Raw genomic sequence first — 11,747 nt, forward strand, 5'->3', positions numbered from 1 at the left:
CCTAAGAAAATAGCTTTTGAGTATTATCAGAAGAGTTACGCCATTCGAGTAATCAGGATATCCTAGAAAAGTTAACAAAACAAATATGTTTATTTACATAACTTTTAAGATTTAAAGAAAAAAGAAGGCACCGATCTAAAATTTGGTGCCTTCTTTAATTTAATACCATTTAAAACTGTGTTTATTCAGCAGCAACAGCTGTAATTTTCTTATCTCGACGTGGCCAGGAGCTAAATCTCATCACAGATTCATCCACGCCGCATACTGTCGTACATAAACGCGCAGCAACCAAATACGGGTCTGCATTTGCACCGGGACGACGATCTTCAAAATAGCCATACCCTTTGATTGCAACAGGTTTTGGAATACGGATCGAACAGCCGCGATCAGCATCTCCTGCCTTGAACGTATTGATATCGCATGTTTCATGCAGCCCTGTCAGGCGCTCACTCAGGCCTGCGCCATAAAGTACGATATGCTCTGCGTGTTTTTTGCTCAGTGCGTCTACAGCAGCATCGATTGCCGCACGACCTTTAGATTTATCGCGGGTATCGCTTGTAGAGAAGTTTGTATGCATGCCTGCACCATTCCAGTCGCCTTTGACCGGTTTATTTTCAAGCGTTGCCGCAATATCAAACTCTTCGCCAACACGATGGAGCAGCCAGCGCGCAACCCAAACCTGATCAGCCATATTTAAAACGCCTGAATCTTCAGAATTATCACCACGATAGCCAATCTGAAATTCCCATTGACCGGGCATAACTTCGGCGTTCATGCCGTAATACATTAGACCAGCATCAAGGCAGAGTTCAGCGTGAGTTTCTGCTACCTCACGGCCAAAGGCCTCTTCGGCGCCAACGCCGCAGTAATACGGCCCTTGTGGCGCCGGATAGCCATGTGACGGCCAACCAAGCGGCGTACGATGACCTTGTGGGAAGAGCGTATATTCCTGCTCAAAGCCTGCCCAGGGATCCTGCTTACTGGCGCCGGCGTCCAGTACTTCGCGCAGTTGCGCGCGTGAGTTGGATTCGTGCGGGCTTCCATCAGGGTTATTCACCTCACACATCACGAGGAAGTTGCCTTCACCACGGATAGGGTCTTTGAAATATGAAACAGGTTGCAAGATGCAGTCTGAATCATTGCCTGCGGCCTGTTGCGTAGATGATCCGTCAAAGCTCCACTCTGGGAACTCCGTAATTTTTGGCTTGGCACCAAGGTTTACAACACGCGTTTTCGAACGGACAAAACGCGTGGGGACACTTCCGTCAAGCCAGATATATTCTGCTAAACCAAAATTAGTGGACATGCTATTTAACTCCTTGCTATCAGCATTGATAAAAATGGTGAACGCAGCCAATAAAGCGTGTTTTACAGGGATTTGCAAGCCCTTTGCAATGCGGCATAATATTTTGAGAGACTTTTTCGAGAAATAAATGACGAGCCTCAAGCCGGATACTTCGAACGCACTTTTCCGCATTTTAGAAGGCTTGAAAGAAATTTTTAAGCGTTTATCAACAAAGCTTCCTAAGTTGTTTTTATATTCTTTTCAGTCGCTTATACCTTGAGCAGTAGAATGCGGCGCAAGAAATTCCTGTTTCCCATGAGCCTGAACCCGCCGCAAAACGAGAAGATGTCGGCGGAATATTTTGAGCGGGCCATGGCGACGGCGCACCCCTCCATCACGGCGGTCGACAACGATAACAGCGCGGACAAATGGATTCAGGGCAGCGCAGAAACACCTTAAAAAAACATGCCACGCAACCGGAAGAATTGCGCCAAATGCCTTAATGGGCGACGCCAGCGCTTCCCCTTCAGGCCTTAAAACTTCACACCGATTTGGAGCCAGAACTTTTCACGGTCCGCAACGCCGCTGTCGCCGTCATAGTCAGCGTATTTGAGTAATACATCGACGCCTTTGAACGGCTGGCCAACATCAGGAAGTGTGAAGCTTTTACCGATAGACAGATCGACTTCATCACCAAAATCGCCGCTACTGGAATCGTTGCTGTCAAAGTCATGATAGACAGCCGCCAATTTTGTGCCATCGACGATGCTGTCTGTGCCGGAAATTTTGTAAGAAGCGCTTAAATAAGCATCTTCAAGTCCTGCGGCCGGTGTATTTAAGAACGCATCTGCCCAGCCGTTGAACTTATGAAGTGTAGCCAGAGGAGTCTGGAAAGCGTTTGCGCCATCCCCTTCCAGAACTTCATAACCGGCCGTCAGCGTAAAACCATGACCTGAGACGGACGGCGCAATGTGATAATATTCTTCGTCATAATTGGCCGTATTGTTTCTGAAGTCGTCCTGCGTAGCGGCTTCGGCCTCATAGGAAAACGTCCAGTTTTGATCGAGCGGCACCTTCCCTGTTGCCCTGATTCCGTATGTCTGTGAAGAGCGTGCAGCCAGCTGGTCAAAATCAAACCAGTAGCCATAAACAATGGTATTCAGCCATTCCGCCCATTGATAGCCAGCGCGTGCGATATGGCTTTCCGTGTCCAGATCTCCCAAAGGGTGCTCATCGCCGAAGATACGGTTGACGTTCCAGACGTGCCCGTACTGAAAAGTAGCGTTTTCCAACCCTGTATAGGTGAACAGCGCAGAATCGAAAGTCTGGTCGTTCTGGCGCCAGCCTACCGTTCCAACAAAACGTTGATTATCGAGATTAATTCCCTGGCGTCCTACTTTGATTTCTGCCCCCGGCAACCCTGTCCATGTTAGCCAGGCCTGATTGATCTCTGCATTATCCGGATCGGCGACAACCGGATAGGTTGCCTTCCCGTTCACCGTATCGTTAAAGTCGTTTGAGCCGACATTCTGGACAATCTGCGCTTCGAGAAGAGCCTGGAAATCCCGGTATTCACCTGTCTTGAAACCGACATTCGTACGCACGGTCGAAGCCTTTGCGTCATTTGCCACGCCGTCCTGATCGACAAACTCATAACGATAACGAACTTCCCCGAAGAAGCTCCCTTCCGTTACAATCGTTTCAACGTCTTCTCCGGCAAAGGCAGGAGAAAAGCCTTGAAAAAGGACAACACAGACTCCCGACAGGAGGAGGGTTTTAAAAGATTTGGTTTTTAGCATGGCGCACTCTTTTGTTTATATGAAACAGTTATATCCACGTTTGACAATGTGGTTACCGGATGGGTTTATCCTTGATCTAAATCAAGTTACTGAGAGCATGCGCATGTTTGCGCATATTTTTTCAAAAATCGGGAAAGATCGTACGCGCTGGGCAGCGAAGACATTTTTTTGGCTTGATCCTGCCTAATATCTTCAAAAAGGCCTTTTTCTACGTTGTATTCCAGAAGCTGCCCTTCTTTCATGTCGAAATACCAGCCGTGAATCTGGAGTTCCTGCCGCTCGTATTTATCCTTGATCCATGGAAAGGAGCGAAGGTTTTCCAATGAAACAAGGATGCTGGCCTGTTCCAGTGCCTTCGTTCTTTGCTTTTCGCCTGCAAAAGACAATACGGAAAACACTTGTTCTTTTGCCTCGGAAGCAATCCCCAGCCAATGATGCAGAAATTCAAAGTTATGATATTCCGTGACCTGAAAATTGCCTGTTGCCAAAGCACCAATCCCTCCACATCCGGCATGCCCCAAAATGACAATATGTTTGACCTGTAAAAACCGGACGGCATATTCAATAGCGGAGCTTGTTCCTCGCAGAAGTCCGCCGTTATTGTAAGGTGGTACAAGCGCGGCGACATTCCGGACGGCGAAAAACTCGCCGGGATCGCTATAGGTCAAAATTGCCGGATCTATGCGCGAATCCGAGCAGGCGATCACCAACGTTTCAGGCTTTTGCCCCTCTGCGACCAGTTTTTGATATGCTTCTCCCTTTTTTGAATGGAAATAATCTTTTTTGAAAAGGGAAAAACCGTCCAGAAGTTTTTTATAGGCCATCGATCTTTCCTTTATGCCGTCTTCCACGCGTAACCAGGGTTTCCGTGATAAAAGCCGCGTGAAAAGGTCCCTTTGAATCCGGCCTGCTCGAGTTTTTTTACGCCTTCATCGGCCGCGCAGTCTTTGTCCAGAACCGCACGAAAGGCTCTGGCAACGGAAACCATGTCGTGACTGTGCGGAGAAAGTCGAAAATGAGTAATTCCCATTCCCTGCATTTCATTTACTTCGTGCATAAGGTTGAGGCAGGTATGTGAGAGCGTCTGGATTCCGTTCACGCTGAGAAACGGTTTGCCATCCAGAGTCTTCAATTCCATGCCATCCGGGTCTTCTTCGCAAACAAACTGGCAGTTATCTTTCACCCGGTTGTGCGACCGGGCATGATAACACCGCGCCGATAGGGCCAGTCCCGTGCGGCCATAGACCTGGACTTCCAGACCAACGTTCAGTTCTTCCGCCTTGTTCGACAGGACGGACAGGGCTTCTTTCGGGAGTTCGGACGGCACTGTAAAATGCACAGCCCCCTGAGAGGTCAGATGCGCCATCGTGTCTTCGTTATAAACATTGAAATATTGTCCTACCCTGTGGGGTTTGCCGCGCAAGTGATAGAGTGCCGCTGCATCGTTTGCTTCCACTTCATACTCTTCCAGTTCACACAGGCCTTTGGTCATTTTTTGCTCCCGTGGAAGCATGATTTCAGCCAGCGATGAAAAGACAATCTTTTTGCCTGCTCGGGTCAGTCGCTCCGCTACCTCATCGTAATAAGGCTCAAAAAAAGGCGCGCGCTTGGAGCAAATCACTTCGCCGATATAAACCGTATCGACGGGAGCTTCGTCAGCAATGCGGAAATAAAAATCCCGTTTTTTGTCGGCGGACCAGTGAAACAAAATCGGCCCTATGGTCAGTTCCGCACCGCTCATCTACCGCCACCTCTTGTTTTCATAAGCGCCTTGCGTTTGTTTGTGCCCTTCCGTCAGAGACAGGAGGTGAGCAAGTTCGACGTCCTGCCCGTCCATCATATCATCCACCGCCTTGCGCCATGAGGACACAACTTCCCGAACGTAGGCGCGAGAACGCTGCCGTCCTTCGATCTTGAAGGCATGGACACCGGCCTTAACCAGTTCCGGTAACAGGCGTGCAAGGTTCAGGCTGATCGGCTCCTCAAACGCGTAATAGCCTTCCTGCTTGTGCGGGGCAAGATAACGGCCCTTGCAAATCGTGGGATAGCCGGGATTTTGCGTACAGGAAAAACAGTCAATCGTGAAGTCTCCCAGCCGGGTTGTAAGATTGCGCTTTGTGTCTTCTTCGTATTTCACATGGCTGGCCGGGGAACAGACGCCGTCCATATTGGTGGACAGGCCTGTGACATAGTTCGTCAGGCTGCAACGCCCTTCGGCCATCAGACCGTGATTGCCGAAAATGAAGCACTCAATCTCACACGGGATTTCTTTTTTCAGGACGGTGATTTCAGGGATCGTCAGAATGCGCGGCAAAACCACGCGCCGGACGCCGAATTCCTCGCAGTAATATTTAATGGCTTCGACAGAAGGCGCGCCCGCCTGAACGGAAAGGTGCAGGCGCTGATCCGGATATTGTGTCTTCACGTAGTTTGCCACGCCGATATCGGCCACGATAATGGCATCAATACCGAAACCGACGGCCGTATCGACGGCTTCTTTCCAGAGTCCTGTTTTTCCGGCCGGAGGAAACGTGTTGGCCGCCAGTAAAACTTTTGCGCCATGTTCATGAGCATAAAGCACGCTTGTTTCCATTTCTTCCGGTGTAAAATTAAGGCCGGCAAAATTCCGCGCATTCGTTGCGTTCTGAAAGCCGCAATAGACGGCATCGGCCCCGGCATCCACAGCGGTCCGCAGAGAGGCAGGCGTCCCCGCCGGACAGACCAGTTCCGGACGGATTGCATCATGGTCATTCATGGTTTCTGATCTTTCTTAAAACCTTCAGGGCTTGCCGTCCGGGAGGGCCAAATAAACTGGCGGTATCTTCTGCCACGCTGCCTTCCAGATCATCGAGCGCATTACGCAGGCAGACGACGGCTTCCGTATCTCCCTCTATGTGCAATTCCCGTGTAAAGAAAAGCGCATCGCCGTCTAGGTGTCCGTCAACCATATCCAGCAGGGTCAGGAATGTTCCGGCAATCTGGGCATCGGTGCGCGGCGCTTTGCGGCGGCGATATGCTCTCAAAAGCGGCGTGTCCGGGTGAGCCTGCAACACGAGGACAAAAGGCAGGTTAACCGGGTCGATCAAAAACAGCTTGTCCTTATGCGGCCCGATCCGGTTGAACAATTCCGGACGCGTGTGCGCGATATGCCGGACAATGCGCCTTAAAACCGGCTGAAGGATAAAAAGCGGAAATGGAGCCAGGGCCGGACGTAAAAAAGCAGACAAAGGGGTTTTCCCGTTCGAAATATGCGATTCTGCTTCTTCAAATGCTATAGCCATGTTGCTACCATAGAGACCTTGATGAAAAACCTTATTGATTCAGATCAAACCATTTTTACAACAAATATGGAACCAGATAAAATCGGTTTATTGACACAGGCGGCACAGGGAAAAGCAAAGCAGGGGAAAACATGATCGCTTTTGAAGACGCACAGAAAATAATTTGGAAAACAGCACTGAAGCGAAGGCTGGGAACGGAAACTGTATTTCTGGAAGAAATATCGGGCCGTGTTTGTGCGCAAACCCTTTCGGCGCCGCTTAATATTCAGCCCTTCGACAATGCGGCCATGGACGGCTTTGCCGTCCTGCGCTCCGATTTGACAGAGGCTTCGAAAGGCACCCCTGTAACTCTGCAAAAAACGGCGATTATTGCGGCTGGCGCTCCTGTGCCGAAACAGCCCCTGTCAGCAGGAACCTGTGTTCAAATCATGACAGGCGCTCCTGTGCCGCCGAATGCGCAAGCGGTTGTTCCTGTCGAACAGGTTGAAATGCAAAACGATCGGATTTTTTTTTCCTCCTGCCCGGAAGAAGGGATTCATATCCGTCTGGCAGGAGAAGATTTTAGGGAAGGGGCTGTTCTGTTACAGCCGGGCCAAAAACTGCATACAACACATATTTTGCCTCTAGCCACACTCGGTATAAGCAAGGTCAATGTCTACAAAAGGCCACGGGCCGCTTTCTTGTCCACGGGCTTGGAGCTGGTTGACGACTTGTCGTCACCTCTTGAACCCGGCCAGATATACAATTCCAACCGCTCTTATGCCGTAAGTTTTCTAAAAGTTCTGGGTATTGAGTGCGTAAAAACTTTAACGATCAAGGACGATCCTGAAGCTTTTTTGCGGACTCTTTCCGAATTGAACGGGGAAAACCTCGATTTTATTATTTCCAGCGGGGCGGTATCCGCCGGTGAATTTGATTTTGTGAAGAAGTCTCTGGAACAGGCAGGTACAGATATCCTCTACCATAAAATCAGGATCAAACCCGGCAAACCGAATCTTTTGGCCCGACTGCCAAACGGAACGCTTTATTTCGGTCTGCCCGGGAACCCGGTGGCAACAGCCGTGGGACTTCGTTTTCTTGTTGATCATGCTCTGCGCGCCATGACTGACCAAGAGCGTGAAATGCCAATACGTGCGCGAGCCATGAATAACTTTTCCAAACGGGCTGGGCTCCAGATGTTTTTAAAAGGAAAATCAGAAAGCCAGAAAGATAGTTCTCTGGCAGTTGAAATCATGGAAGGGCAGGCTTCTTTTATGGTCAGCCCGTTTTTGGATATGAATGCGTGGGTTCGTGTACCAGAGGATTTGGAAAAATTAGAAACCGGGGATGTTGTAGATATGTACCCTCTTCTGTCCGGCGAGTTTTAATGCATCGGGCATTTTCTGCAATTTTCTTTGTCTGGCCGTTCACATAAGGCGTCCGCGTCAAAATCACAAAAATGGCATAATACAAAAGAATCCCGCATCCTGATCTTGTCGTCATCGACATTGATGCCCAGGAAAAAGTTTCTGGCGTCATACCCAAGTAATTGGCAATGACCTGCTTGCGGAAGGGTAATTTAAATTCCAGATTTTCAGGGCCTTGTTCGATATATTTGAGCAAAAAATAGTACCCCACACGTTGCAGTGGAGATTTTATGTTCATTGCGTCAATCTGGTGCATGGCGTTTTTATAGTGCCGCGTAACGATACGCAGAAGATTGACGGCGAACTGCGAATCTTCCAGTGCATGAGCGCGGATAATTTTTCCCGGAATCATTAAGACTTTGGCATCTTCCATGACATAAACATTGATGGGTGACGGACCGCCCATAAACATAACGGCTTCCATGCACGTTTCCCCGGGCTGAAGCATGCGGATCGTTGCTTCTCCACCTTCTTCGCTCATGCGGGAAGTTTTAACCGCTCCTTCTATCACAAGGTAAACATATTCCGGCACATCTCCTTGCTGCACCAGAAGCCGTCCCGCCTCAAATTCCTGCATAATAGAATGCCCGAGCAAATCCTGAAGACTTTCTTCACTGAGCTTTTCAAAAAGCTCCGGTTTCTTTTGTTTATTGAACCCGCTCGGTAACTCCATAGATAACTTCCCTTTATCCATCATAAGTTACATTAAGCTATACATGATAAAAAAGCCCTCGGAAAAGAGGGCTTTTTGCATTTTATTTTTATAGAGAAACTGGCTTTTATTCCAGATTCAGCTTCCCTTTATGTTTTTCCTTGTATTCCTCATAGGCTATATGAGCCTTATGAGCCCGTTTGGCCATCTCCTCAAGATGGGCCTCGTGCAAGGCTGCGTCTTCCTCCTTTTGCCGCTCCGGAGAGAACCGCACGAAAAACGCCAGGAAAGAAGCGCAGGTCACAAGCGCCCCCAGAATAAGAAAGGCTGTTGACCAGTCCATAGAACCTTTGAACAAAAACCCAGCGGCCACGGCGCCGGCATTCCCTCCAGCTCCGACGATACCAGCCACAGCACCGAGAGCTTTTCTGTTGATGAACGGCACAACAGAATAAGTTGCTCCTTCCGACATTTGCGTAAACAAGCTGAAAAGGATCAGCGTTGGAATAGCCAGAAACAGGACGTTCATCTGAGAAAATAACATTAAAGCCAGACCTTCGCAGAATAAGACGATAAAAAGCCACATCGCACGGCCTTTCAAACCCCAGAGTGATGCGAAGTTGTCGCCGAAAACTCCGCCTAACGTTCTGGCAAAAATATTCATCAGCCCGAACGCCGCCGCTGTCATACCCGCTGCGACAAGGCTCAGATCAAAGTAGTCTGCGAAATAAAGGGCGGCAACGTTGTTGACGGTGAGTTCAATGCCGAAACAGGCTGCGTAAATCAGGAACAGAAGCCAGACCCGGTAGTCTTTCATCGCTCTGAAATACCCCCCGGTGACTTGTTTCTTTTCCGGCATTTTTCCGGCCGCACGAAGATCCTTGTAATTGCCGTCTGGAGCATCCTGGGTAAAGAAATAGTATGCAATCCCTGTGATGAAACAGACGATCCCGGCGACAAACATGGAAGCGCGCCAGCCGAATTCATCGGAAAAACCGAAGCCCAAAACGAATATGCTGAAAATCAGAGGCATGACAAACTGCGTTACGCCGCCGCCAAGATTCCCCCATCCGGCACTTGTCGCATTTGCCTGCCCCACAACATTCGGGGCGAACATGACGGAAGTATGATACTGCGTAATAACAAATGACGCGCCAATCACACCAATCATCAAGCGGAACAGGATGAATGTCTCGAAATTATGAGCCAAACCAATCCCCATAACGGGTAAAGAGCCTAGAACAAGAAGCCATGTATAGGTCAGGCGCGGACCGATCCGGTCGCACAGCCATCCTATAAGAAGCCGGGCAAAGATAGTCACTGCCACGGAAGCAATGATGGTCCAGCCAACCTGTTCCTTGGTCAGTGCAAGTTCTTCACGGACAACCTTCATAAGAGGGGCAATGCCGAACCAGGCAAAGAAACACAGAAAGAAGGCAAACCACGTCATGTGAAATGTTCTTATCTGGACCATATTGACCTTGAAGAAGTTTGCCCACAGGGCCGTAGCTTTATTTTCGAGTTCCATGGTGTTTACTCCGATTCTGGATTGAGGGCGGGATGGAGGTAGATTTGCAGGTGGCTTTTGCCTCTTTTTCAGAAGCTAGATATGAAATCAGACAACCTCCTTGATCTGAATCAAGTCCATCTTTTCTAAAACTGCAAAAATGCGGAGTCGGCATTTATAAATTTGGAAGGAAGCTAAGAATGGCCAAAGATATTCAAACATGGGATCCGGAGAACGAAGAGCAATGGAAAAGCGGCGGAGCTTCGATTGCCTGGCGAAATTTGTGGATTTCCATTCCCTGCCTGCTGTGTGGCTTTGCTGTCTGGCTCTACTGGGGTGTTATCACCGTCCAAATGCTCAATCTGGGCTTCCCGTTCGAGCAGTCCGAGCTGTTTACCTTGTCGGCCATTGCGGGATTAACCGGCGCGACGCTGCGCATTCCTTCCACGTTTTTTATTCGTCTGGCCGGTGGACGAAACACAATCTTCTTTACGACTGCGCTTTTAATCCTCCCTGCCCTAGGCACAGGTTTTGCGCTGCAAGATAAAGATACACCGCTGTGGATGTTTCAGCTTCTGGCTCTCCTTTCCGGTTTTGGCGGCGGGAATTTTGCGTCTTCCATGTCCAATATCAGCTTTTTCTTCCCGAAAAAGGTGCAGGGGCTTTCTCTGGGTTTGAATGCTGGTCTGGGAAATGCCGGTGTGACAACAATGCAGATATTGATTCCGCTCTTTATGACATTTGCCGCTTTCGGCGGGGAGCCGATGATTCTTGAAAACACGAGCGGAACGTTGATTGGCAAGATCGAGGCCGGATCCGAGACATGGATTCACAATGCCGGTTTTGTCTGGGTTGCTATTTTGGTGCCGCTTGTCATTGCTGCATGGTTCGGTATGAACAATATCCGTGCCGAGCATGTTTCCCCAAATATCGCGCCCGCTCCTGTTGCATTCTTTCAAATTTCCGTGATGCTGCTGATCGGCTTTATTACGGCAACGTTTGGCTTGTGGCTTATGTTGCCCGAAGCGGCGAATGGTTCGGGTTTTGGGGTCAGCAAATGGCTTGTGCTGCCGATTGTTATCGCGTTAACGGTGTTTCTGCTCAAAATGATTCCCGGAGAAACGGGTCAAAATCTAAAGCGTCAGTATAAGATTTTCAACCATTCGCATACATGGATCATGACAATCATTTATACCATGACATTTGGATCTTTCATCGGCTATGCGGCTTCTTTCCCGCTAGCCATCAAAGTGATCTTCGGTTTTCAGCATGTCGTAAACGAGGCCGGTATCATGACGCATGACATTGCCAACCCCAACGGTCCCAGTGCCCTGATGTATGCGTGGATGGGCCCGTTTATCGGTGCTTTTATCCGCCCCCTGGGCGGCTGGATTTCCGACAAAATGGGCGGGGCGCTGGTCACGCAAATTTGCTCCGTAATTATGGTGGCTAGTGCTTTGGGTGTGGCTTACTATATGAAAGCAGCCTATGCGTCGGCAACGCCTGAGCAATATTTTGTGCCGTTCTTTGTTCTGTTCCTTGTGCTGTTTGCCGCTACAGGGATTGGCAACGGCTCGACGTTCCGCACGATTGCCATGGTCTTCGACCGTGAACAGGCCGGGCCTGTACTTGGATGGACCTCTGCCGTTGCCGCTTACGGCGCCTTTATTATCCCCAAAGTTTTAGGCGAACAGATTAAGCTGACAACACCGGAAATTGCGCTTTACGGCTTTGCAGCCTTCTATGCGTTTTGCTGCCTTCTGAACTGGTGGGCCTACCTGCGTCCTGGCGCAGAGCATAAAAATCCTTAAGAGAAA

Annotated in this window: 10 protein-coding genes and 1 pseudogene; 3 read left to right on the forward strand and 8 right to left on the reverse strand. The window is 49.3% G+C overall.

Annotated features, from left to right (window positions below):
- Positions 1–181: 181 nt before the first annotated feature.
- On the reverse strand, positions 182–1,306 hold the full coding sequence (locus H6859_04495) for a glutamine synthetase beta-grasp domain-containing protein (GenBank protein ID USO06446.1): 1,125 nt from the start codon (positions 1,304–1,306) through the stop codon (positions 182–184).
- Between the two features lie 255 nt (positions 1,307–1,561).
- Between H6859_04495 and H6859_04500 the strand changes: the two genes are divergently transcribed.
- Entirely contained in the window at positions 1,562–1,744 is a 183-nt protein-coding gene (locus tag H6859_04500) for a hypothetical protein (GenBank protein USO06447.1), read from the forward strand.
- A 74-nt stretch (positions 1,745–1,818) separates the two neighbouring features.
- Here H6859_04500 and H6859_04505 read toward each other — a convergent pair whose 3' ends face one another.
- From H6859_04505 to H6859_04525, 5 genes are all read right to left on the reverse strand, one after another.
- Positions 1,819–3,084: an alginate export family protein gene (locus H6859_04505; GenBank protein ID USO06448.1), complete on the reverse strand. Its 1,266-nt coding sequence runs from the start codon at positions 3,082–3,084 to the stop codon at positions 1,819–1,821.
- 86 nt (positions 3,085–3,170) lie between these two features.
- Positions 3,171–3,908, reverse strand: coding sequence for a carbonic anhydrase (locus H6859_04510; GenBank protein USO06449.1), 738 nt, complete (start codon positions 3,906–3,908; stop codon positions 3,171–3,173).
- Between the two features lie 11 nt (positions 3,909–3,919).
- Positions 3,920–4,825 (reverse strand): U32 family peptidase, encoded by a 906-nt coding sequence (locus tag H6859_04515; GenBank protein ID USO06450.1) that lies wholly within the window; start codon positions 4,823–4,825, stop codon positions 3,920–3,922.
- Complete coding sequence (locus H6859_04520; GenBank protein USO06451.1) at positions 4,826–5,839, reverse strand: U32 family peptidase; 1,014 nt, start codon at positions 5,837–5,839, stop codon at positions 4,826–4,828.
- Positions 5,832–6,365, reverse strand: coding sequence for an SCP2 sterol-binding domain-containing protein (locus H6859_04525; GenBank protein ID USO06452.1), 534 nt, complete (start codon positions 6,363–6,365; stop codon positions 5,832–5,834). The genes H6859_04520 and H6859_04525 overlap by 8 nt, the downstream gene beginning before the upstream one ends.
- 131 nt (positions 6,366–6,496) lie before the next feature.
- Between H6859_04525 and H6859_04530 the strand changes: the two genes are divergently transcribed.
- A complete protein-coding gene (locus tag H6859_04530; protein USO06453.1) occupies positions 6,497–7,732 on the forward strand; it encodes a molybdopterin molybdotransferase MoeA in 1,236 nt (411 codons plus the stop codon).
- Here H6859_04530 and H6859_04535 read toward each other — a convergent pair.
- Positions 7,729–8,444: pseudogene (locus H6859_04535) on the reverse strand (Crp/Fnr family transcriptional regulator). The gene H6859_04530 and the pseudogene H6859_04535 overlap by 4 nt on opposite strands.
- Positions 8,445–8,550: 106 nt before the next feature.
- Positions 8,551–9,951, reverse strand: coding sequence for an MFS transporter (locus H6859_04540; GenBank protein USO06454.1), 1,401 nt, complete (start codon positions 9,949–9,951; stop codon positions 8,551–8,553).
- Positions 9,952–10,130: 179 nt separating this feature from the next.
- Here H6859_04540 and H6859_04545 point away from each other — a divergent pair, with 179 nt between their 5' ends.
- On the forward strand, positions 10,131–11,741 hold the full coding sequence (locus H6859_04545) for an MFS transporter (protein USO06455.1): 1,611 nt from the start codon (positions 10,131–10,133) through the stop codon (positions 11,739–11,741).
- Positions 11,742–11,747: the final 6 nt, after the last annotated feature.

The organism is Rhodospirillales bacterium, assembly GCA_023898785.1.
In the GTDB taxonomy this organism is placed as follows: domain Bacteria; phylum Pseudomonadota; class Alphaproteobacteria; order Micavibrionales; family Micavibrionaceae; genus TMED27.

What these genes read in the sequence shown, in the direction of transcription:
- H6859_04495 (USO06446.1), bottom strand. Translation starts at nt 1,306, where the DNA reads ATGTCCACTAATTTTGGTTTAGCAGAATATATCTGGCTTGACGGAAGT.
- H6859_04505 (USO06448.1), bottom strand. Translation starts at nt 3,084, where the DNA reads ATGCTAAAAACCAAATCTTTTAAAACCCTCCTCCTGTCGGGAGTCTGT.
- H6859_04510 (USO06449.1), bottom strand. Translation starts at nt 3,908, where the DNA reads ATGGCCTATAAAAAACTTCTGGACGGTTTTTCCCTTTTCAAAAAAGAT.
- H6859_04515 (USO06450.1), bottom strand. Translation starts at nt 4,825, where the DNA reads ATGAGCGGTGCGGAACTGACCATAGGGCCGATTTTGTTTCACTGGTCC.
- H6859_04520 (USO06451.1), bottom strand. Translation starts at nt 5,839, where the DNA reads ATGAATGACCATGATGCAATCCGTCCGGAACTGGTCTGTCCGGCGGGG.
- H6859_04525 (USO06452.1), bottom strand. Translation starts at nt 6,365, where the DNA reads ATGGCTATAGCATTTGAAGAAGCAGAATCGCATATTTCGAACGGGAAA.
- H6859_04530 (USO06453.1), top strand. Translation starts at nt 6,497, where the DNA reads ATGATCGCTTTTGAAGACGCACAGAAAATAATTTGGAAAACAGCACTG.
- H6859_04540 (USO06454.1), bottom strand. Translation starts at nt 9,951, where the DNA reads ATGGAACTCGAAAATAAAGCTACGGCCCTGTGGGCAAACTTCTTCAAG.
- H6859_04545 (USO06455.1), top strand. Translation starts at nt 10,131, where the DNA reads ATGGCCAAAGATATTCAAACATGGGATCCGGAGAACGAAGAGCAATGG.